The sequence below is a fragment of the Streptomyces sp. NPDC104096 genome (genome assembly GCF_055584385.1).
On record NZ_JBVJMD010000049.1, the window covers coordinates 1 to 22,628 of the forward strand.

Annotated in this window: 16 protein-coding genes and 2 pseudogenes; 11 read left to right on the top strand and 7 right to left on the bottom strand. The window is 71.0% G+C overall.

Annotated elements, in window-relative coordinates; all coding sequences use genetic code 11:
- Positions 1–89 precede the first annotated feature (89 nt).
- From ACZ60B_RS33635 to ACZ60B_RS33645, 3 genes are all read right to left on the bottom strand, one after another.
- The gene (locus ACZ60B_RS33635; RefSeq protein WP_469393815.1) at positions 90–1,067 is read right to left on the bottom strand and encodes a CU044_5270 family protein; all 978 of its coding nucleotides are present in this window, start codon (positions 1,065–1,067) and stop codon (positions 90–92) included.
- Positions 1,060–1,677 (bottom strand): RNA polymerase sigma factor, encoded by a 618-nt coding sequence (locus ACZ60B_RS33640; RefSeq protein WP_469393817.1) that lies wholly within the window; start codon positions 1,675–1,677, stop codon positions 1,060–1,062. The genes ACZ60B_RS33635 and ACZ60B_RS33640 overlap by 8 nt, the downstream gene beginning before the upstream one ends.
- Positions 1,678–2,033: 356 nt before the next feature.
- A complete protein-coding gene (locus ACZ60B_RS33645; protein ID WP_469393915.1) occupies positions 2,034–2,480 on the bottom strand; it encodes a PaaI family thioesterase in 447 nt (148 codons plus the stop codon).
- A 209-nt stretch (positions 2,481–2,689) separates the two neighbouring features.
- Here ACZ60B_RS33645 and ACZ60B_RS33650 point away from each other — a divergent pair.
- Both ACZ60B_RS33650 and ACZ60B_RS33655 read left to right on the top strand, forming a co-directional pair.
- Positions 2,690–2,980, top strand: a pseudogene (locus ACZ60B_RS33650) (AraC family ligand binding domain-containing protein); the annotation flags it as partial.
- A gap of 154 nt (positions 2,981–3,134) precedes the next feature.
- A pseudogene (locus tag ACZ60B_RS33655) lies at positions 3,135–3,692 on the top strand (FAD-dependent monooxygenase); the annotation flags it as partial.
- On the opposite strand, the gene ACZ60B_RS33660 reads toward ACZ60B_RS33655, so the two are convergent.
- Positions 3,657–4,565 carry an endonuclease/exonuclease/phosphatase family protein gene (locus tag ACZ60B_RS33660; RefSeq protein WP_469393819.1) on the bottom strand — a complete coding sequence of 303 codons (909 nt, stop codon included), beginning with the start codon at positions 4,563–4,565 and terminating at the stop codon, positions 3,657–3,659. The pseudogene ACZ60B_RS33655 and the gene ACZ60B_RS33660 overlap by 36 nt on opposite strands.
- A 260-nt stretch (positions 4,566–4,825) precedes the next feature.
- Between ACZ60B_RS33660 and ACZ60B_RS33665 the strand changes: the two genes are divergently transcribed.
- Together ACZ60B_RS33665 and ACZ60B_RS33670 are read left to right on the top strand one after the other, a co-directional pair.
- Complete coding sequence (locus ACZ60B_RS33665; RefSeq protein WP_469393821.1) at positions 4,826–5,098, top strand: hypothetical protein; 273 nt, start codon at positions 4,826–4,828, stop codon at positions 5,096–5,098.
- 327 nt (positions 5,099–5,425) lie between these two features.
- The gene (locus tag ACZ60B_RS33670; RefSeq protein ID WP_469393823.1) at positions 5,426–6,199 is read left to right on the top strand and encodes an eCIS core domain-containing protein; all 774 of its coding nucleotides are present in this window, start codon (positions 5,426–5,428) and stop codon (positions 6,197–6,199) included.
- A gap of 142 nt (positions 6,200–6,341) precedes the next feature.
- Here ACZ60B_RS33670 and ACZ60B_RS33675 read toward each other — a convergent pair whose 3' ends face one another.
- Complete coding sequence (locus ACZ60B_RS33675) at positions 6,342–7,727, bottom strand: COG1470 family protein (RefSeq protein ID WP_469393825.1); 1,386 nt, start codon at positions 7,725–7,727, stop codon at positions 6,342–6,344.
- 160 nt (positions 7,728–7,887) lie between these two features.
- Here ACZ60B_RS33675 and ACZ60B_RS33680 point away from each other — a divergent pair, with 160 nt between their 5' ends.
- The 6 genes from ACZ60B_RS33680 to ACZ60B_RS33705 all read left to right on the top strand — a co-directional run bounded on the left by ACZ60B_RS33680 (position 7,888) and on the right by ACZ60B_RS33705 (position 16,303).
- Positions 7,888–8,511, top strand: coding sequence for a helix-turn-helix transcriptional regulator (locus ACZ60B_RS33680; protein WP_469393826.1), 624 nt, complete (start codon positions 7,888–7,890; stop codon positions 8,509–8,511).
- A gap of 375 nt (positions 8,512–8,886) precedes the next feature.
- Positions 8,887–11,691 carry an HYR domain-containing protein gene (locus tag ACZ60B_RS33685; protein ID WP_469393829.1) on the top strand — a complete coding sequence of 935 codons (2,805 nt, stop codon included), beginning with the start codon at positions 8,887–8,889 and terminating at the stop codon, positions 11,689–11,691.
- Between the two features lie 37 nt (positions 11,692–11,728).
- Complete coding sequence (locus ACZ60B_RS33690; RefSeq protein ID WP_469393831.1) at positions 11,729–12,415, top strand: Pvc16 family protein; 687 nt, start codon at positions 11,729–11,731, stop codon at positions 12,413–12,415.
- 212 nt (positions 12,416–12,627) lie between these two features.
- Positions 12,628–14,688, top strand: coding sequence for an ATP-binding protein (locus ACZ60B_RS33695; RefSeq protein WP_469393917.1), 2,061 nt, complete (start codon positions 12,628–12,630; stop codon positions 14,686–14,688).
- A gap of 22 nt (positions 14,689–14,710) precedes the next feature.
- The gene (locus ACZ60B_RS33700) at positions 14,711–15,445 is read left to right on the top strand and encodes a hypothetical protein (protein ID WP_469393832.1); all 735 of its coding nucleotides are present in this window, start codon (positions 14,711–14,713) and stop codon (positions 15,443–15,445) included.
- Positions 15,446–15,520: 75 nt separating this feature from the next.
- Positions 15,521–16,303: a TIGR03084 family metal-binding protein gene (locus tag ACZ60B_RS33705; RefSeq protein ID WP_469393834.1), complete on the top strand. Its 783-nt coding sequence runs from the start codon at positions 15,521–15,523 to the stop codon at positions 16,301–16,303.
- A gap of 34 nt (positions 16,304–16,337) precedes the next feature.
- On the opposite strand, the gene ACZ60B_RS33710 is transcribed toward ACZ60B_RS33705, so the two are convergent.
- Complete coding sequence (locus ACZ60B_RS33710; RefSeq protein WP_469393836.1) at positions 16,338–17,027, bottom strand: hypothetical protein; 690 nt, start codon at positions 17,025–17,027, stop codon at positions 16,338–16,340.
- Between the two features lie 21 nt (positions 17,028–17,048).
- Positions 17,049–20,861, bottom strand: a complete 3,813-nt coding sequence (locus ACZ60B_RS33715; RefSeq protein WP_469393838.1) for a phage tail protein — start codon at positions 20,859–20,861, stop codon at positions 17,049–17,051.
- A 180-nt stretch (positions 20,862–21,041) separates the two neighbouring features.
- Here ACZ60B_RS33715 and ACZ60B_RS33720 point away from each other — a divergent pair, with 180 nt between their 5' ends.
- Positions 21,042–22,616, top strand: coding sequence for a phage tail sheath family protein (locus tag ACZ60B_RS33720; protein WP_469393840.1), 1,575 nt, complete (start codon positions 21,042–21,044; stop codon positions 22,614–22,616).
- Positions 22,617–22,628: the final 12 nt, after the last annotated feature.

Below are 22,628 nucleotides of genomic sequence, written 5' to 3' on the forward strand. Positions count from 1 at the left end.
GACCCCAAGCCCTACGTCTGGACGAAGACTGCGGACGAGATCCTCGAACGCCTCGCCTCATATCTGAACAGAATTCCCGACTCGGAACACTAGGGGCGCTCCTTCAGCCGGTCGACGATCGCCCACTCCACCACGTGTGACAGCTGGATGTACGTCTTGTCGCCGGACGCCGAGGTCCGTTCGTCACGGAATCCCAGGAATTCATAGGATGCCGGGTCGAAGATGAGGTACTTGCCCTCCGCGAGCGGACTTTCGGGACAGGCGATCCCCACCCCGGTGCGCCCGGCGGAGTCCTTCACCCCCGGGATCGCCTCGACACCGGGCACCAGGGCCAGCGCCTTGTACGCGGCGGGACGCAGCCCCTGGGGCAGCACCGGCCACTTCAGGAGCTCACCGAGCATGAAGTAGGCGTCGAACCAGTCCATTTCGGTGAAGTCGCTCGTCGACCTGCTGGACGATCCGAGGTCGGTGATGACCGGAATGAGTTTCTCCGGGTCGGTGGGCAGTTGCTTCAGCTCGCTCCACTTCCGGGGCGGCCACACGCCCTCGCCCTTCTTCAAGGGCTCCTCCCAGATCACCCGGCCGAGTTCCATGGTCAAGGAGCGCTTGGAACCGTCCACCGAGTCCCAGTTCACGTCCTCGTAGGTCCTGACCGCGCCGGTCCCGCGTTCCGTCTCCTCGATGACCCGCTTCGAGTAGATGAACTGGTCGGCGCGCGGTGCCACGGGGTTCTCGTGCCTGCCGGTCTGCGCTGCCGCCCCGTTCAGGACGGTCACGGCGCTGACGTTGCTCATCCTCGGGGTCGCCGTGCCCGATACGCGGTCGGAGCGATCGCCCCTGTCGCCTCCGCGCTCGGTGATCAGTACCGCCGTTCCCGTGACCGCCACGGCGACCACCGCGGCGGTCGCGAGCCGGAGCGCGTGACGTCGGCCGAGGACCGCGGCGGGGTGCTGCTGCGCGCGCGCGATCGTGTTGAGCAGCCGGTGGCGGGCCTCCGCTCGGGCCGGGTCGGTGAGCGGGGCGGCGTCCGTGTCCCAGTCCCGCAGGAGTTCGAGTTCGTCAGTCATGGCCGGGTACCTCTCGCAGTGTCGTCGGGTCGGATCCGCCCAGCGCTTCGCGCAGCTTGCCGCGGGCCCGGTGCAACCGTGATCTGACGGTGCCGATGGGGACATCGAGGGCCTGGGCCACCTCCTCGTAGCCGAGACCGCCCCACGCCACCAGCAGCAGCACGTCCCGGTGCCGTGCGGACAGCGCGGCCAGTCCCGCGGCCAGCTCGCGGCGTACGGCCTGTGCCCCCACCCGGGACGCGGCACGGTCGGCCAGCGGCTCCTCGTGATCGGCCGGAGCCGGGACGCGGGCCATGGCTTTGAAACGGCGGCCCTCGGCCCGTCGGTGTCTGCCGACCAGGTTGGTCGCTATACCGAACAGCCAGGGCCGGGCGCCGTCCCCCGTGGCCCGCGAGGGGTCGTACCGGTGCCGCTGCTGGAAGGCGGTGGTGAAGGTCTCTGCCATGAGGTCGTCGGCCGGCTCGTCACCGAGCCTGCGGGCCAGATAGCGATGCACCTCGTCCGCGTACCGGTCGAAGAGCACGGCGAACGCTTCGGGCTCGTCCCGGGACCGCGCGATCACCGAGGCATCGCTCTCCGCCCCCGTGCGGACGCCTGGCTCCACGGTCATCGGGGCTCCTCTCGTTCAAGGGAACATGCTTCGAAGGCTTGGGCTTTCACCACTCCTTCGCCGCTCGCCCCGAGTGAGTTCCCTCGCGCGCCGGTCGTGTCCTTCGGCGTGCGGCGCGAGTGCGTCAAGCGGTTCGAATCCCAGCTGTCCTCGTGCTGTTCCGGGGACGGCACGTCCGAGCGGGATCACGCCCTGCGTGACGCCCTGAGAGCTGCGGGCTGCACACACGTGCCCGACGAACCCGCTGTCGATCAGGGCTGGTTGCCGTCCGGGCAGCAGGAGGGTGTCGGCGTCGAGGAGGGGACGCTGCTACCGAGTCGGCCAGGACGGCAGGGCCAAAACGGTCGACCGGCGGCTCATTCGGCGGGCTCGTGCAGGCGGATCAGCGTCTGCTGGCCGTTGGCGACGAGCTTGCGGGCGCCGTCGGCCTGGACGCCGTACACCTCCAACTGGCAGACAGTCAGCGTACGTCCGGACTTCAGGACCGTCCCGATCGCCTCCAGGTGGTCACCCGCGGCGGGCGCGATGAGATTGATCTTGTACTCGACGGTGAGGACACCGGAGTCCTCGTCGAACAGGGTGAGCCCGGCGTAGCCGCCGGCGCTGTCCGCGATGGCGCTGGTGGCGCCGGCATGGACGTAACCGTGCTGCTGGGTCACCTCGGGGCGGGCCGGGAGCACGATGTGTACGCGGCCGGGCCCGATGTGAGTGATCCGCGCGCCGAGGTGGGACATCAGGCCCTGCCTGTCGAAGCTGTCCTGGACGCGCTTCTGCACCGCGGGGCTTGCCTGTTCCTGCTCCATCCGGTCTGCCACGTGCGTGTTCTCCCTCGGATCCGTGTCGGGTGAAACGGGACGGGTTCCTCAGCCGGCCAGGCGTTCCACCGACAGGAAGGCGCCGATGGCGATCATCATGGCACCGCTGGTGCGGGTGACAGAAGCCGCCGAAGGACCCGGAAGAGACCGATGCCGACCTGCCGCCGGGACCTTGATCATCGGTAGCCTGACGCCTGATGTCTTCAGCCAGCCACACTTCGGCCGCCTCCACCGGACCGGAAGAGCCGATTCTCCAGGGAGGGGCCTGGCCGCCCCACGGCTTCCAGCTCGCCCCCCACTCGCACCTGCACGGGCAGCTCGTGTACGCCGCCGCCGGCGCGCTGGCCACCGCGACCGAGCGGGGAACCTGGGTCGCCCCCGCCGATCGTGTCACCTGGACACCGCCGCGCTTCGCCCACTCCCACCGCTTCCACGGGCACACCGACGTGCGCCTCGTGACCGTACCTCTCGACCTGTGCGGCGAGTTCGTGCAGCACCCCAGCGTCTTCGCGGTCAGCCCCCTGCTGCGCGAGACGCTCCTGGCGCTGACCGACCGGCCGGAAAGGCGGCCCGGGGCGCACCGGCGGCTGCTGACCGTGATCGTGGACGAGCTCGCCGACACCGCGGAGACGTCCCTGCACCTGCCCGAGCCCGGTCCTCGTCCGCAACCTCACGGACACCTTCCTGCGCGACGGCGGCGACCTCCGCTACGAGGCCGCCGACGTCACCCCGCAGGACATCACCGGTCAGCGCCCGGCCGTGCGCCACCGCTCCGCCGACGGCACGACCGTCACGATCGACACCCCCGAACAGTGGCCGGACAAGCGCATCTGGAGCGAACTGGAGGCCCGCTTCGGCTGTCCTGTCGCGAGCGGCGAGGTCATCAGCAAGCAGATCGTGCCGCCCCGCAGCGTGGTGTTCGACCCGATGAGCCACGGCCGGCTCTACCTGCTCGGAGACGCCGCCCACATCGTTCCGCCGATGAGCGCCAAGGGCATCCACCTGGCTCTGCACGACGCCGAGGTCTTCGCCCGCGCCGTCATCCGCCAGGCCGGGGAAGGCGGCTCCCGTCTTCTCGACAGCTACTCCGAGACCTGCCTGCCCCACATCTGGAGAGGGCTGTCCAAGTCCTCCGGTGAGAACTGTCACACTACGAGGATCTGTTCACTGGTGAAGTCCGTTTCGTACGGCGGCTTCTGACGCCTCGTCGGGTGAGGTCTGCGGCGGGTCGTTCGGGAGGGGGCCGACGTCGCTGTACACGAGGTGGTGATCCGAGTACGGACTGGGATGCGTACCTTGCTCGAGCGGGACGACGCCACGCAGGAAGATGTAGTCGAACTTGCTCTGCCAGTCGGTGGTCGGCCTGCAGACACCTCCTGACGCGGGCCGGCACCGAGGGTCCGCGTCCGCGGCCAGCGCCCACAGGGGAGCGAGTTCGGGAGCGTCCGGCACGGCGTTGAAGTCGCCGAGGACTATGGCGCGGTCGTACCGGGCGATCTCTGCGGCGAGCAAGCGGCTCTGGTCCGCCCGGACCCCCTCCTGGCGCCGCTGGGCGAGGTGCGTGGCGAAGACCCGGACGGACCTGCCGCCCACCACGGTGCTGACGGCCATGTACCCGCGGTCCTCGGATCCTCCATCGGGGTATTCCACGCTCACCCGGTCCGTCATCGGCGCCGCCGAGAGGACCGCCTGGCCGAAGGCTCCCGGACTCCATGGTGCTCCGCCGCAGCGGCCCCAACTGCGAAGAACCGTGCCGTACTCGACGTGGTAGACCAGCCCGTACAAGCTCTCCAGATAGCCCCGGATCCGCTCGACGTCACGTACGCACGCTTCCTGCAGGGCGACGACCTGGGGTGCGTACGCGGCGATCTCCGCCGCCCGGTCGACGTCGCTCTGAGCACAGGGGTTGCAGAGGTTCCACGTCATGACCCGGTTCGGTACGACATCTCCGGTGGCACCGGCGGGCAGCGGCCCGGCGATCGGGGCACCGCTGGGCGCGCTGGGGCCGACGAGTACCACGCAGGCCACGGTCATCGAGCCCGCGAGCCACCGCGTGCCGTTTCCGAACACCATCGCCTCCTCGGAGTGGCACCCGATGGCATCTGACGTCTCCCCGCACGAGGTTACCGGGGCGGGACCGTCGGCCGACAGACGGGGCGTGCCGCACTTGTCCCGCCCGGAGGTAACCGCCGCCCCCGTGGGCAGCCTTTCCGGGCGGACGTCGTGCAGGTGCGCCCACTGAAACCGAAGCCGCCGACGTCCGGTCAGGCTGCCCTGTTGCGGAATGGGCATGTCCGGGACACGGATGGGCCACGCACCGTCACGGTCGGGCCGTGAGCTGGGACCATGTCGTCATGCCGGCCTGTGGATGCATGAATCTGATGGACATCATGGCGGCCCTGACGGGGTACGGACTGCTGGGCATCGCCGGACTCGCGGTCGGCCTGGTCTGCCTGGTCGGACTGTTGCTCGGTGCGATCGTCACCATCGGGCATCTGATCCGCCGACGGCAGGGGGACGGCGACCCCGAAGCGCCGGAGACATCGGGCCGGTGGAGGGAAGGGTCGCCTCTTGGATCCTTCCGTTGGGAAGACTCACGGGAGTAGAGGGATTCACGCGGTACGCCGGGAATCTGCGCACCCCTGCGCGCTCGCCGACGCCACCTGGGCGCGGTTCGTCCCGGGCCCGTTCGGCGGAAGCGGTCAGGCGGGCAGGTGGCGGGCATGGCCGTGGAAGGATGCGCAGCCCGACAGGTGCGGATCCCGGCAGGGTCCGAAGGGGCGGACCGGCACACCGTCACCCGAGCCGGCGTCTGCCTCATCGGGCAGCGATGGCTGCACTCCCGTGGACAGTCGTACGCCTGTACCCGGCCCACGCGCTGAGGCAGTGTCAGGGTGAGAGAGGTCTGCCGCCAGCCGTCCCAGGGAGTGAGAATGCCCGATCACCTACACGATCACGACCACGACCATGACCACGATCACCGGCACGCTGGCCACGAGCAGTCCCGGACCGACGACTCGCGGCTGTTCAAGGCGGCGGCCGCGGGCCGCCCCGATGTCCTGGGCCCGTCCGGTATGGGCACCTTGCAGCGTGCCGTCGGCAACGGCGCGGTGGGCGCCATGCTGCAGCGGGAGCAGGACGAGGAAAACGGCCCGTCGCAGCGTTCCCCCGTGCACGACGTCGTCGGATCCGGCTCCGGACAGGCTCTCGGTACCGAGGTCCGCGCCGACATGGAGGCGAGGCTCGGGGCGGACTTCTCCGACGTGCGGGTGCACACGGGCGACGCGGCGCACGAGTCCGCGAAGTCGGTCGGAGCACATGCCTACACCGTCGGCAGCAACGTCGTCTTCCAGCGGGACGCCTACGACCCGTCGTCCCAGGCCGGGCGTACCACGCTCGCCCATGAACTGACCCATGTGATCCAGCAGCGCAGCGGCCCGGTCGACGGGAGCGCCGCGCCCGGTGGGATCCGGGTCAGCGATCCCTCGGACCGGTTCGAGCGGGAGGCCAGCGCGAACGCCGAACGTGTCATGTCCGCCCCGGCTCCGGCCGCGCAGGCCACGGACGGGCCGGCGGCCGTTCCCGGGCCGTCCGCGTCGGTCCAGCGGGAGGCCGAGCAGCAGGACGAGGAACCCGCCGATGTGCAGGGGATGTTCGTGCAACGGGCCGAGGAGGAGCAGCAGGAGGACGAGCCGGGTGATGCGTGAACGGTACGGCCCCGGGCTCGTCCGAGCCCGGGGCCGTACCGTTCGCCGTCCCGGGCGGCGCGGCCCCGCCTGCCCGGGTCCCGTACCGGCCGGTGGGCCGGGCGCCGTACCGGCCGGTGGGTCCCGTCGTCCTCCGCCCGGCTCAGGCCGTGGTGGGGGAGGGGCTGGGCGCCGCCCTCAGAGTCCCGCCGACCAGCACCGACTCGGCGCACTGGGCCGGTGTCGGACTGCCCACCGGCTTTCCCACCTCGGTGCAGGTCACCGTCATGGTGATCTTCCCTCCGGCGGGCACCACGATCGGGGTGACGAAGTGGTAGTCCTGGTCGCGGAAGTTCTGCAGCGCGAGCCGCAGCAGGGTCCGGTCCTCGGCGGCGATGACGACGGTGCCGGAGTCGCCCTGCGGGTTCTGCGCCACCAGGTCCGTCAGGTCGAACGCCTGGCCGTCCGGGACGGTGAACACCGTGCCGCCCTTGGGGTCGCCGCCCACCGAGTCCTTGACCTCGGCCTGAGCGCTGCGCGGATCCCCGGTACCCCCGCCCCCGCTGCCACTGGTGCCCCCGCCGCCGGTTCCGCCCGTACCGCCGCCGGTGCTCCCGGCCGTCGATCCCGCCGCGGCGCCGGAGCTCGGTGAGCCGCCACCCGCCGCGTCCTGTCCCTTTCCGCCGGCGCCCGCCGACGCACCGGACGAGCCACCGCCGCTCGCGGCGCCGGACGCCCCGGGGCTGGGCGACAGCGCGGCGGCCACCTGCTTCTGGGATTCCTCCCGCGCCGCGGACCGCACCACCGGGCGCAGCAGGGCGAACCACACGACGGCCAGGGCCGCCAGCGCGGCCACCGCCGCCACCAGGGCGCGTGGCAGCCAGCGCGGCAGTATCGCGTTCTGCTGGTAGGTGCCGTCCAGGACGACCGACTCGTGCGGCACGTCGCCCATGGGCGTCGCCACCACCTGGAACGGATGCACCACGGGGGTGCCGCGCCACAGCCGCCGTGCCGGACGCACGGTGAGCCGTGACAGTTCGGCCGCGCCCGGCGCCAGCTCGACGGTCTCCCGGGAGAAGCGCAGCCGCACCCGGGAGCTGTCGCTCTGGGCCGTCAGTTGCACCGTCACCGGGGTGTTGCCGTGGTTGTCGACGGCCACGTCCGTGTTGCCGCGCCAGGCGCCGTCGAACCCGCGGGGCACCAGCTCCCCGGTGATCGAGGCGAACGGCAGGACCGTGAGGACGCCCTCGGGGACCACCGTCGTGTCGGGGGCGCTGGTGGGCACCACCCGCACCCCGAACGGGACGTCCCCGGCCAGTGACTCCGAGCTCCGGGGCGGGCTCAGCGCGAGGACCGCGGTGCCCGTACTGCCCGGGAACAGCGAAAGGCTCGCCGGTTCGACGGTCGCCCAGGCCGCCGCCGGGCCCACGACCTCGAAGCGGTACTCCTCCACCGTGCTGCCGGAGTTGCGTACCTGAAGGGGAACGTCGATCCGCCCGCCGGGCTCGGCCGTCACAGCGGTCGTGTCCAGGCTTGCCGCAGTTGTCATGAGCGGCACGGTAAGACCGGTGACGGCGGCCTGCACGGGCCTCTCAGGAAGACTTTCGGGAAGCTGATGTGCCCATTGATGCCTTGTTGATTTCGCGTGGAGTCGCCTGCCGCATACTGCTCGCCGCGCCGCGATGCGCTTGACCAGGGGGGAGACCGTTGTGGACCGGATCGTTGTGAGCCTGCGCGCGGATGACCCGATCTCCAGAGCGGGGGTCGCCACGCAGCTGCGGCCCCGTCCGGAGATCCGGCTGCAGGAGGAGGGGGAGGAGACGGCCGCCGCCGTGGTGGTGGTCGTCGTGGAGACCATAGACGAGGAGTCGCTGCGGATCCTCCGTCACATCCGGCGGACGACCGCGGCCCGGATGGCGCTGATCGCCACCCGCATCGACGACCAGCAGGTGGTCGGTGCCGCAGAGTGCGGAGTGGCGGGCATCCTGCGCCGGTCCGAGGCGACGCCGGAGCGGCTGGTACAGGTGATCAACGCGGTGGCCAGGGGAGAGGGAAGCGTGCCCGCCGATCTGCTGGGCCGGCTGCTGGAGCAGGTCGGTCAGTTGCAGAGCCAGGTCCTGGCGCCGCGCGGACTGAACTTCAGCGGGCTCACCGACCGGGAGATCGAGGTCGTCCGACTGGTCGCCGAGGGTTACGACACCGGGGACATCGCCTCGAAACTCGCGTACTCCGAACGGACCATCAAGAACATCCTGCACGAGCTGGTCACCCGGCTGCACCTGCGCAACCGCTCCCATGTCGTCGCCTACGCGCTCCGGCAGGGGCTGATCTGAAGGGGCTGATCCGACGGGACCGACCCGGAGCGGGCGGTCCGCCTCGGCAGCCGGGGGAGGAAGGGATTGCCCGGAGGGGCAGCCCGGGCTTCCCCCTCGGGTGTCCCATGTGCCGCTCCGTCGCGGAGCGGCACCGGGGACGGTGGGACAGACGTAGACCTGGGAGGGGATGTCGTGCGGGTGTTCCGGCTGCGGGCGGGCCTGATGGCCGCGGTCCTCGCGTTCGGCGCGGTAGGAGCCGGCACCGGAGACACGGCGCCGCGGGCCCGGACGACGGCTTCGTCCGCCTCCCCCTCGCCGTCCTCCTCACCCCCGTCGTCTCCGTCGCCCTCGCCGTCCTCGTCCTCTCCGTCGTCCTCGCCGTCCTCGCCGACGATGGCGCACCCGCCCTACTCGCCGGCCGAGGCCGCGGCCGCGACGACCCCGGTCACCCCGCCGCTGGTGCAGCAGTCGCTGGACCCCGGCGCCTCGATCACCGTGGACAAGCAGGTGCGGACCCCGGCGGTGCCGCCCAAGCCGGATGTGGTGCTGCTGGTGGACAACACCGGCAGCATGGAAGAACCCATCGTCAACGTGAGGCAGAACCTGTCCCAGATCGTCGACCAGGTCTTCGGCGCGCAGCCCGATTCCCGGTTCGCCGTCGCCAGCTATGGTGACCAAGCCGCTCAGGCCCGGCTCTTCCTCCTGCACCAGGCGTTCACCACCGACCGCGATGCCATCAAGCGCGGCGTGGACGCCTTGACCGCTGCCGGCGGCGGAGACACCCCGGAGGACTGGGGGAACGCGCTCTTCGAGGTGGCGACCGGGGCCGACGGCCGGAACACGTTCCGGGACGGCGCCAGCCCCATCGTGGTCCTGGTCGGCGACGCCTCCAGCCACGACCCCAGCAACGGGCACGGCTTCACCGAGATCATCAGTACGCTCCAGAGCCACGGCGTGAAGGTGCTCGCCGTCGACGTGGACAGCTACAGCGACGGACTCGACGGCCAGCGGCCCGACGGCGGCGACTACGAGAACGGCCAGGCCACCCGCGTCACCCGGGCCACCGGCGGTACGTACCTCCAGGGCGTCGACCCGACCCAGGTGTCGAACGCCATCGTCCAGGGCCTGAAGAACCTCCCGGTCTCCGTCGGCCACCAGCTCGTCGACTGCGACCGCTCGCTGGACGTCTCCCTGTCCCCGGCGAGCACCCAGGTGATCAGCGGCCAGACCGCCTCCTTCGGCGAGCGCATCACCGTGTCCCCGGACGCACCCCAGGGCACCACGCTGAACTGCACGGTCCAGTTCACCCTCGGCCCGGCGGCAGACCCGGCCTACCGGGAGCAGATCCGTATCACCGTCAACGACGTGACCCCTCCGGCGGTGACCGTCGAGGACCGTACGGTCGAGGCCACCGGCCCGGACGGCGCGGTCGTCGACTACCCGGCCACCGCGCACGACAACGTCGACGGCGACGTCCCGGTCTTCTGCGAGCCGCCCTCCGGGACACGCTTCCCCATCGGGCGGACGACGGTCACCTGCACGGCGACCGACAAGACGGGCCACACCGGCCGGGACACGGCCGTGATCACCGTGGTCGACTCGACCGGCCCCGTCGTCACCGTCGAGGACCGCACCGCGCAGGCGACCGGCCCCGACGGCGCGGTCGTGGAGTACCCCGCGTCGGCGCGGGACACGGTCGACGGGACGGTACCGGTGACCTGTGTCCCGCCGTCGGGTTCGGTGTTCCCGATCGGGGAGACCAAGGTGACCTGCACGTCGACGGACTCCCACGGGAACACCGGCACGGGCACCGCCGTCGTCACCGTGGTCGACACGACCGCGCCCATCGTGACGGTCGACGACCGCACGGTGGAGGCCACCGGGCCCGACGGCGCGACGGTGGAGTACCCCGCCACCGCGGTCGACACCGTGGACGGACCGACGACGGTCACCTGCGCCCCGCCCTCCGGCTCCGTCTTCCCGCTCGGCCCCACCACGGTGACCTGCACGTCGACGGACTCCCGTGAGAACACCGGCACCGACACCGCCGTGATCACCGTGGTGGACACGACCCCGCCCGTGGTCACCGTGACCGACCGCACCGAGGCGGCCACCGGGCCCGACGGCGCCCTGATCGACTACACCGCCACGGCCCAGGACCTGGTCGACGGGCCCCTGGCCGTCACCTGCACACCCCCGACCGGTTCCACCTTCCCGATCGGGAAGACCACCGTGACCTGCACCGCGACCGACGCCGCCGGCAACACCGGCACCGACACGGCCGTCTTCACCGTGATCGACAACGCTCCGCCCGTCGTCCGGGTGGACGACCGGACCGTCCGCACCATCAGCCCGAGCGGCATCCCCGTCCGCTACACCGCCACCGCCCAGGACGTCGTCGACGGCACCCTCCCCACCAGCTGCACCCCGCCCTCCGGGACGCGCTTCCCGATCGGGAAGACCACCGTCACCTGCACGGCGACCGACAAGGCGGGCAACATCGGCCGCGACACCGCCGTCGTGACCGTCACCCTGATGCCGCCGGGCCCCGTCCCGCCCGCCGCCGACCTCGCCGTGACCGCCGCCGTCGACCCGCAGCCCGCCTTCACCGGAGGCACCCTCACGGCGACGTTCACCCTCACCAACGCCGGACCGGACAACGCGACGAACGTCGTCCTGACCGCCGTACCCCCCGGCACCGCCACCGTGGTGAAACCGCAGGACCGCTGCACCACCGCCAGTCCCTGCACCCTGCCGGCCGGCGGCCGGATCGAGGTCACCACCCGGCTGTCGTACGACAAGGCCGGCACCGGCACCCTGACGGCCCGGGTCGCCGGCACACCGACCGACCCGTTCCCGGGCAACAACACCGACACGGTCCCGATCCGCGTCCTGCAGCCGGTGCTGACCGTCGGGCCCGTCGTCGCCCGGCTCGGCGACGTCGTCCTCGCCGAGGGCCGTGACTTCCCGGCCGGAACCCTCGTACAGCTGAAGTGGAACGCGGGCATCACCGCCGCGACGGTCCCGGTGCGGGTGGACGCCGACGGGACGTTCCGCACCCAGGTCCTCGTCCTGCGCAAGGACCGGACCGGATCACGGCTGCTGCGGGCGACAGGGCCCGGCTACGACCCGGTCGGCGCGAAGGTCCTCGTCGTGCCCCGCAGCCTCCAGCCGCCCGACTTCATCGGCCGCGGATGACGAGGACGACGCGGACGACCAGGACGGAGGTGGAACCGTGATCCACGAGGTCGACGAAGCACTGCGCGCCCTCGTCCGCAACGACGCCCTGGGCGGCACACAGATCAGCGTCATGTTCGACGCACCCACCCGGGAGTGGGCGGCCAAGGTCAACGCCCCCACCGTCAATCTGTACCTCTACGACATCCGGGAGGACATGCGCCGCCGCTCCCGCGGCCTGTCCAACGAGTACGACGAGCGCGGCACCGTCGTCGCCCGGCACCGCCCGCCCCGGTACTTCAAGCTGTCCTACCTGATCACCGCCTGGACCCGGCGCCCCGAGGACGAACACCGCCTGCTGTCCTCCCTCCTGCTGTGCCTGATGGGCAGCGACGCCATGCCCACCCGGCACCTGACCGGCTCGCTGGCCGAGCTTCCGCTGCCGGTGCCGATGACGATCGCGCTGCCGCCCCCCGAGGACCGCTCGTTCGCGGATGTGTGGAGCGCGCTCGGCGGCGAGCTGAAACCCTCCCTCGACCTCGTGGTCAGCGTGCCCCTGGTCGGCACGGGGGCCGTCGCGGCGGGGCCGCCGGTCACCGAGGAGGGCGGCCTGCGGCTCGGGGTGGAGAACACCCGGAACACCGGGAACACCGGCCGGGAGCCCGCCGGAGCGCGGGGGACCGGCGGGGCGGACGACCCGGCGCGTCGCCCGCGGCCGGCGCTGTCCCGGCGCGTCCGTGAGTGAGCCGGGCCCGTCGATGAGCACGGGCTGCCGGGTGCCCCGGCGGCGGGAGCCCGCGCCGGCATCCGGCGCGGGCTCGTCGGCGCCGTACCCGCGGTCCTGCCCGGGACAGGCGCGCCACCGTGCCCCGTGAGGGGCGCGCGGACCCGCGCGGCCGGTCACGCCCGGCCCACGCCACCCCACCCGCACCCACCGAGCGGAGCGAGGAGCCTCCCATCGCCGAGAACCCCAGCCTTCGCCACCTGCTGGACCGGGTGGTCCTCGTCGAGGAGCGGGTACGCCGCGCCGTCGCCGCCCGCAGACAGACCGACCCCAACCCCGACGACGCCTTCCGGGGCCTCTACCTCACCGACGAGGCCGTGGACCGCCTGCTGCGCACGCCCCACCTGCCCGCCGCCCCCGACCGCACGGACGCCACCCGGCACGCCGAGACCGAGACACGGGCCGACACCGCAGAGCCGCCCACCAGCCTGCGCCGGCTCACGACCGCACTGGGCCTGACCGACCTCGACGTCGAGATCCTGCTCATCGCCCTCCTGCCCGACCTGGACGCCCGGTTCGAGTCCTTCTACGGCTATCTCAACGACGACGTCACCCGGCGCCGCCCCTCCATCGGCCTGGCTCTGGAGCTGTGCGGACTGTCCCCGGCCGACGCCTCCGCCCGCGCCCGCCTCGGCGCCGGCGCGCCCCTGCCCTCCGGCGATCTGCTGCTCGTCGAGGACCCGGACCGCCCCTTCCTCGGACGCGCCCTGCGGGTGCCGGACCGGGTCACCGCACATCTGCTCGGCGACGACACCCCCGACCCCCGGGTCGCCGACCTGCTGACCCCGGCCCGGCCCGTGCCCGGCGCGGGCGACGCCGCCCCGCTGGCCCGGGCCCTGGCGGCCGAGATCCACCTGGCCTACCTGCGCGAGGACCAGGGCGGCGCGGGCCCGGCCCTCGCCGCGACCGCTCTCGCCGGGGCCGGGCGTCCCGCCCTCGCCCTGGACCTGGCCCGCCTCGCCCGCGACCCGGCCCCGGCGGAGGCCGTGCGCACCGCCGTACGCGAGGCCCGGCTGACCGGCGCCGGCCTGGTCTGCGCCCCGGTCGACGCCCTGGACCGCGACCGCGAACGGGCCGCGCTGCTGCGGCAGTTGACGGACGTCCCCGTCCCCGTCGTCCTCGTCGGCCGCACCCCGTGGGACGCCGCCTGGTCCACCCGGCCCCCGCTGCTGCTGCGCGCCCCGCGCGTCGAGCCCACCGCGCGAGCTGCGCTGTGGCAGGAGGCGTACGGGCTCGCCGTACCCGACGACATCGACGTCCCGGACCTGTTGGCCCCCTTCCTGCTCACCCCCGAACAGATCACCCGGGCAGCCCGCAGCGCCGCCCAGAACACGGTCCTGGACGGTGCCGGACTGCGCCCCGAGCACATCCGCCGCGGCGCCCGGGCCCAGAACTCCGCCGGACTCGACCTGCTCGCCCGCCGCATCGAACCGGCCGTCGGCTGGGACGACCTCGTCCTGCCCCCCGACCCCCTCACCCAGCTCAAGGAACTCACCGCCCGCGCCCGCCACCGCGACCGCGTCCTCGGCGAATGGGGGATGCGCCCCGGCGGCGCCCGCGGCCGGGGCGTCGTCGCGCTGTTCGCGGGCGACTCCGGCACCGGGAAGACCATGTCCGCCGAGGTCATCGCCGCCGATCTCGGCCTGGACCTCTACACCGTCGACCTGTCCACGGTCATCGACAAGTACGTCGGCGAGACGGAGAAGAACCTCGAGCGCATCTTCTCCGAGGCGGCCGGGGTCAACGGCGTCCTCCTCTTCGACGAGGCCGACGCGATCTTCGGCAAGCGCTCCGAGGTCAAGGACGCCCACGACCGCTACGCCAACGTCGAGAGCGCCTACCTGCTGCAACGCATGGAGTCCTTCGACGGCCTGGCCGTGCTCGCCACCAACCTCCGCGCCAACCTCGACGACGCCTTCACCCGCCGCCTGGACCTGGTCATCGACTTCCCCGTCCCCGACCCCGTCCAGCGCCTGGCGCTCTGGCACCGTTGCCTGGCCCCTCTCCTGCCCGGCACCGACGACCTCGATCTCCCCTTCTGCGCCGACTCCTTCGAACTCGCCGGCGGCAACATCCGCTCCATCGCGGTCACCGCCGCCTACCTCACCGCCGAGGCCGGATCCCCGCTGACCATGCGCCAGTTGATCCATGCCGTCCAGCGCGAGTACCAGAAACTGGGCCGACTGACGCTGGCCAGCGAGTTCGGACCGTACGTCGACCTGCTCGTCTCGTGACCCGATCCAAGGAGGACCCGCCGTGCGCGCTCACGACGAACGGCTTGCGGAGCAGGCCCCGGAGCGGACGCGCCGTACCGCGGGCGCCGTGCGCGCGGGCGAACCGCACACCTCGCCGCTCGCCGCCCTGTCCGACCTGCAGCAGACGGCCGGCAACGCGGCGGTGGTGCAGTTGGTGACCGCCCAGCGGATGGTTGGCCGACAGCCGCGCGAGAAGCGCAGGGCGGTCTCCGACTCCCCGTACGGCAACCGACCGAATTCCGCCCGGCAACAGGTCCAGCAGGGCTTCGACCCCGACGTGCCCCGGGCCCCGGAGCTGCCGAGCCGGGGCCCCAGGGACGAGTACATCTGGAGCGGCACCCGGGACGACATCGATTTCACCGCCGCGACGACGACCGCCGTGCTGGACGCGGCGAACTCCCAGGTCGCGAACGGGCGGACCGAGTACGAGTGCGCGATGTGCGGCACGTACATCCCCCAACTGCGGGACGCGACACCGGCGGACGGCAACCGCCATGTCACCATCGACCACATCAGGGAGATCATCGCCTACGTCCAGGACCACGCGACGGCGATAACCTGGCAGGTCGACGGCCGCAACGTCAGCGCCATCACCCGCACCGAAGCCAAGCGCTGGGCCAACGACATCACCAACCTGCGCGTCCTGTGCGCCCAGCCCTGCAACGGCGGCACCCGAGCCGCCAACAGCGCCAGCCGCAACTACGACACCAACAAGGCGGTGTGGTGGGCGGCGTAGGCGCGCCCGGGCCCGGCCGGATCGGAGTATGCCCGCACACTTCGTCTCCGCCGTCGGGCGGGAAGGAGTGCCACCATGGCGCACATGCTGAACTACAACCTTGCCGTCCCCGACGCAGACGACGCAGGTGTCCTGTCCGCGCTGGTGGCCGAGGGCGACGAACTCGACGCCCTGGTCAGGGCAGTGGACGACTGGTCCGTACCGACACCGGCACCGGGCTGGACGGTCGCCCACCAGATGGCCCACCTCGCCTGGTCGGACGCGAACGCACTCAGCGCCTTACGCACTCCGGACGCGTTCGGCGCCGAGCTCAGGCGGGCCGAAGCCGAAGGCAGCGGGTACGCGGACAACGCCGCCGCCGCGGGAGCGGTCAAACCCAGGTCCGTGCTCCTGGAGGAGTGGCGGGCCGGCCGAACGGAACTGGCGGCGGCACTGCGCGACACGCCCTGGGACCGCGCATTCCCCTGGTACATGTCCAAGGTGACCCCGGCCCTGATGGTGCCCCTTCGTCTGATGGAGACCTGGGCCCACGGGCAGGACGTCTTCGATGCCGTGGGCGTGGCGCACCGCCCGACGGATCGACTGCAACACGTGGCGTCGCTGGGGGTGTTGGGACGGGCGCTGTCCTTCGCCGCCGTCGGACTGCCCGAGCCGACGGACCCCTTCCGCGTCGAGTTGACAGCACCTGACGGACGAACCTGGCTCTGGGGCCCCGAGACTGCCGCACAACGGGTACAGGGCGGCGCCATGGACTTCTGCCTGTGTGTCACCAGGCGTCGCCCCTGGACCGGGACCGACCTGACGGCGACCGGCGAGGACGCCCAGAAGTGGCTGGAGCTGGCGCGCGTCTTCCTCTGAAAGCGTGTCGCTACCAGCAGTTGCGGGACAACGCTCAGTTCAGGCGGTCGGCCAGCCGGATCTCCAGTTCCTCGTAGCGCGGATCCGGAAGGACCTCCTTCAGGAAGTCGATTCCGGTCCTAACCATATTCACGAGCGGGACGTACTTCGCGTCGGTGAGCCGTACGTCAGCGTAGAGGAAGGGCCAGCCGTAGAGTCCCTTGGTCAGCAGAAGCGCTTCCAGGTATCCGCGGTAGTCCAGGTCGAGCGCGAAAGCTCCGTACGGGAAGCGGTACGTCCACATCTGTGAAGCTATGGTGTCGCCGGACAGCCGGACCGCGGAGAACGAGTTGACTCCGCCGTCCGGCTGGTAGTCGACCACCCGCAGTTGCCGGAACAGCTCGCGTTCGTCGTCGTCGCGGACGCTGTCGGCGTTGGGCGGCCCGGACATGAGCGCGTCGACCAGTTCGTGCAGCATGAACTCCCCGCCCGCGCCGACGGAGGTGCCAGCCGCATACCAGTGTATGCCGAGTTCCCAGTGGCGTACGTGGCAGTCCTTGAGGCCGGGATCGAGGGTGATGCCGAACAACTCCTCCAGTTGGGCGAAGCCGGCCGTGGAGTCCCGGACCACTTCGCTGATGGCATCCCTCCTTTCTCCGCTGACGTCGATCGCGTCGCTCCGTTTCAGCGATTCGATCATCTGGGAGAATCGACGCTCGATGGGGGTCGGATCGGGGTCGGCCATGTTCGCTCGGTGCTCCGCTCGCTAGATTTGGATTCGTCCCGCTCGGATTGCGGAAACCAGGTCGTTCACCTTGCTCTGGAGGTCTGCTATCTCGCTCCTCCGTTGCCGGTTCGCTGTGGTGAGCCTGATTCTCAGCTGGCCGAAGTCGGTCGTGTAGGGGCCGTTCTGGAGTTCGTCGATGACCATCTGGGAAAATGCGTTCTCAGTCTTCGAGCCCCAGATCGCATTGCTGAGACCCTTCCAGCCGAACGCGGAGATCGAATTCAGCATCAACGGGTTCAGTCCGGTCGGTGTCGTCTGGCTGCCCGATGAAAGAACCTGCTTCATTCCCGAATCAGCCGTCTTCGGATGCCAGGTGCCGTCCTTCACCTCGTAGCCGGCCCAGCGTACCGTGATGCTCTCGAGGAATCCGTCTGGATTCGCATGGGTGTTGACGTCGACCTCGTACCAGATCATCTCTTCTCGGCCGCTGCTCAGTGCCTGCGCAGCCGGGTTCTCGACGTTGTAGTGGAAGTTCGTGTTCGTTGTGCCGCGGGCCACAACCAGGTTCGAGTCGGTTGCCTTGCCACCGATCGGAGCGGGCAGCAGGTGCATCTTTACCCAGACCATGTTGTTGGCCGGGTTGAGGCCGTTCATGCTGACGTAACTCCAGCCGGTCAGGGTTGCACCTGTATTCACACCTGAGTCCTCGCCGGGGTGAATGGCCGCGATGTCCCGGGGGAGGTACTGTGCCTTGAATCCCCTGGCCAGCACGCCGTTGGAGAACGGCGGCAACACGGGCGGCGGAAGCGGTGGCTTCGGGCTTCGGGTGGCAAGCATGCCTGCGAGCACCGTCATGTCGGCGACCAGAGCGTCGTATTCCCTCTGGCGTGGTGCGCCGGGTGTTCCGTTTCTGCCCAGCGCGTCCTTCCTCTTCGTCACGTCCTGGGACTTCGCGGTGGCGGCGGCCAGCGCTTCGGACTGCTGCGCCTTCTCCGGGCTCGCGTCCGACATCTTCTGCACTTCGGCGCCCCAGGCCTTGAAGAACTCCTCGATGCGTTGTTCGACGCTGTGCACCTTCAGTTCCGCCGAGGCGCCGCGACCCGTGAACAGGACCTTGTGCCTCTCCCCGTCGCGGGTGGCGAACGGCTTCGACGGCAGGGGGAGATCGGCGGCAGGATCGGAAGCGCTGCCCGGCGCCTTCTGGTCCGCCCCCTTCTTGCCGCTGAACCTGTCCTTGACCTTCTTGCCGGCCGCCTTGAGCCTGCCCCAGAGCTTCTTGGCCGCCTTGGCGATGAAGTCCACGATCCTGTCGATCGCCTTGTTGACCGGCTTGGCGACCGCGGTGAAGACCTGGCGGACCTTGCCCGCGAGGTTGCCGATGCCCAGCAGGGAGGCGAGGAAGCCGAGGAGGACGGGGACGGAGGCGGCGAGGGCGCCTTCGATCAGGGCGGGGACGCCGCCTCCGCCGCCGTTGGCGATGGCGACGACCGCGTCCAGTATCGAGTTGACGAACTGGATGATCTGACCGCCCTGGGTCACCACGAACGTGACGATGTCGACGATGCCCTTGACCGCGCGGACGAAGGCGGAGGCGGGGGTGAGCAGGGAGACGATCCAGCTGATTCCGGCGACGATGACGGTGGGGATCAGGTAGGAGGTGAGCTTCTGGAGGATCGTGGACTTCAGGTCGCCGACGGACTCCTTGATGTGCTCGACGGCACCGGCCGGGCCCTCGCGCTGGAGCGCCTGTGCGACGGGGACGGACTGTTCGGCCGCGCTGACCGCCTGGTCGGGGACGCCCTTGCGGGTGATGCGGGCGCGGATGTTGCCCCAGGTCAGCCCCAGCAGACCGGCGAGGAGCTGGATGATGCCCTTGAGGTCGAACTTGGCCGGCAAGGTGAGGCCGGCGCCGGCGGCGGCGCCCAGCAGCCAGGAGGCCAGGCCCTTCTTCAGGTGTTCGGCGATGTTGCCGACGAACTGCCGGAGACCGGCGCCGACCGCGGTCACCAGGTTGGTGAGGAACCCGATGGGATCCTTGATGATCTTCATGACCGCGGAGGCGGCCTTCGCCAGGACGCCGAGCAGCAGGTTCTTCAGTTCGATGATGGTCTGGATGACACCGACGACGGCGTCCTTGGCCTTGGCGATCAGGCCCTTGTTCTCCTCCTGGAGCTTCTTGATCTCGTCGTCGACCGCGTTCAGCGCCTGGGTGTACTTCTGGGCGAGGTCCTGGACCAGCTGGTCCGACTTCGCGTTGACGTCGGCTTCCAGCCCGTCGAACTTCTCCGTGAAGTCCTTGGCGGCCTGACTGCCGAACTTCTTCAGATCGGCGGGGAGTTTGTCGACCTCGGCCCTGAGCTCGGCCCGGCCGCGCGCGATGCGGTCCTTCGCCTTGCCCAGTTCGGTGCCGATGAGGTCGGCGATGGAGGAGATGACCTGCTGCATCCGGTCGACGTAGAGCTTGCGGGACTCCTGGAAGAGGGCGTTGGCCTCCGCCGGCAGGCCCGCGAACTTGTCCTTGACCCACTTGAGCTTGCCGGACCAGCCCGAGTACCGCTTGTCCTTGTAGGCGTCCATCCGGCGCTTCTGGTCCGCCATGAAGGCGTCCCGCGCGGCCTTCTCGCCGGCCGTGAACCTCTCGTCCACGAGCTTGTCCAGGCCGGAGAGCGTGTTCTCCACATCCGTCCTGGTGCCGTCGAAGACCTTCTGCAGCCGGGCGGTGACCTCGGCGCGTCTGCGTTCGTCGGCGGACTTGGTGGCGCTCTTGCCGCCGTCGACCTGTTTGCCCGTGGCGGTCCGGGCGGCGGCCAGGCCGGTCATGGCCTGGGCGCCGGCGGCCGCCGCGCCCTGCTTGGCGGCGGCGAGCTGCCTGGCCTCGGCGCCGCGGGCCTGCCCCGGCGCCGCCGAGGAGTGCTGCTCGCCCTCCTTCTTCGCCGCCAGGGCATCGGTGAACTGGGGCTCGTTGCTCCTGGCGAGCTGGTCCTCGGTGACCTCGGCGTCGGCCATCTGCTCGTTGACCTGCCGCGGTCCGCCGGAGAAGTCGGTGACCGCGTCCGGCTGCCTGGCCGGGACCGCGCCCGCCGGGTTCGGGGTGCCGGGGACGGGCGGGGGAGCGTCCGGACTGAGCGGGGTGACCGGTTTGTCCGTGGCCTTGGACAGGTCCGGGGCCGCTTTGGTGGTGGTGTCGATCTCCTTGGCGGAGGCGGCCCTGCCCTGGCTGACCTGGCCGCTGACCTGGTCCTTGACGGCCGCCGCCTTGCCGGACCCCGAGAAGTGGTCGGCCTCGTCGAGGTTCTTCGGAGCCTGCGCCGCGATGGCCTGGTTGACGGCGGCGACGAAGGCGGCCTTGTCGAAGGTGCCGGGCCTGGCGGCGTTCATCTTCTCGGCCTGCGCGGCCTTGCCCTGGGCCTGCTTGTCGTCCGGCGGGGCGACGGCGGCGTCCTGCGCGGCCTTCGACTCCGCTGCGGCGGGAGCGTGCCGGGAGGTCGCGGTCTTCTTCGCCCGCACCTCGGACTTCAGGTCCTGGAAGGCGGGCGACGCGGACGGCGGCGGCTTGACCGGCGGAGCGGGAGCCTCCGCGGAGGACGGGGCAGGAGCGGCCGTGGCCGGCGGAGCCGCGGTCTGGCGCTGCGCGACCAGTCTGGCCACCGCCGCGTTCCCCGCCCGTGCCTGCAGCAGGCGCAACTGCTGCGGGGCGAGGCCCGCGGGAGGGGCGGTCTCCGGCCCGTCCGCCGTGGTGGGTGAGCCGGCTCCCTCGACCGTCGGCCGGGCCTGGGCCTGGGCAGGGGCCGCCGGACGGGCCGGCGGCGCGCCGGTTTTCGCGCTGGTCTTCTTGTCCGGCACCGCCTTCATGGCCGAAAGCGTCGGGGTTCGTGGCCACGCGTACACGAGGACGGTGGGTACGGCCGGGGGAAGGGCGGCCTGCCTCATCGGGCAGCGGGGTGTGCACCGTGACGCGGCCCGACGACGCGTTCCGGGTGATCGAAAGCGGAGTCAGAATCAGCTTCGGCCGCTGGTCAAGGAGGAGTGGGTATGCCGTCGTATCTGTCCCCGGGCGTCTACGTCGAAGAAGTGGAGGCCGGGGCACGACCGATCGAGGGAGTGGGCACCTCGGTCGCCGCGTTTCTCGGCTTCGCCCCGCAAGGGCCCCTGAACGAGCCGACGCTCGTCACCAACTGGAGCCAGTACGTGGGGGTCTTCGGCGACTTCGTCGAGGGTTCCTACCTGGCGTCCGCCGTGTACGGCTACTTCGCCAACGGGGGCGGGAACTGCTACGTCGTCCGGATCGGCGGCAGCGGTGACGGCGTCGCGGGGCAACTGCCGGGCGGGGCCGCCGCAGGGGCGGCGGGCGGTGGGTCCGCGGCCGAGGCGCTGCTCGGCGGGTTCCGGGTCCGGGCGCTGCCGGGCGTCACCGGTGAGATCACGGTCGAGGTCGGCGCGGCCGAGGGCGAGGCGCCGCCCAGCGAGGCGTTCAAGCTGGTGGTCAAGGTGGACGGGGAGGAGAAGGAGACCTACCCCTCGGTGTCCACCCGCCGCGGCAAGGACAACGTGATCACCAAGGTCAAGGAGAAGTCGCAGCTCATCACCCTGGAGGAGGTCAGCCGCGCCGCCGCGTCGACCAAGCCCGACACCGGTGCGGTCGTCCTCGCGGCCGGGGCCGCCGCGGCCCCCGCTCCGGCCGGGTCCGGCACGGTCGCGCTGTCGGCCGACGACTACATCGGCGACGCGGACCAGCGGACCGGCTTCGGCGGCCTTGAGGCCATCGACGAGATCACGATGGTGTCCGTGCCCGACCTGATGAGCGCCCACCAGCGCGGCATCCTGGACGCCGAGACCGTCATCTCGGTGCAGCAGGCACTGATCGCCCACTGCGAGCTGATGGGCGACCGGGTCGCGATCCTGGACGCTCCCCCCGGGCTGTCGCCCCAGCAGATCAAGAACTGGCGGATGGACACGGCCGGCTTCGACTCGAAGTTCGCGACGCTCTACTACCCGTGGATCAAGGTCTTCGACCCGTCGGTCGGCCGCAACAGCTTCGTCCCGCCGAGCGGTCACATAGCCGGTGTGTGGGCGCGCAACGACGCCTCGCGCGGTGTGCACAAGGCGCCGGCGAACGAGGTCCTGCGGGGCGCGGTCGGCCTCCAGACGCAGATCACCAAGGGCGAGCACGACCTGCTGAACCCGATCGGCGTCAACTGCGTCCGCTCCTTCCCGGGCCGCGGCATCCGGGTGTGGGGCGCCCGCACCCTCTCCTCCGACGCCGCCTGGCGCTACCTGAACGTACGTCGACTCTTCAACTACATCGAGGAGTCGATCCTGACGGGCACCCAGTGGGTCGTCTTCGAACCGAACGACGACGCCCTGTGGGCACGTATCCGGCGCACCATCTCGGCGTTCCTGGTCAACGAGTGGCGCAAGGGCGCGTTGTTCGGGCTGACCCCGGACGAGGCCTTCTACGTCAAGTGCGACCGGGAGACCAACCCCGCCGAGAGCATCGACTCAGGCCAGGTCGTCTGTGAGGTCGGAATCGCTCCGGTCAAGCCCGCTGAGTTCGTGGTGTTCCGGCTGGCACAGCTGTCGGGCGGCACGGGATCGGTCGACGAGTAACAGGGCGGCAGG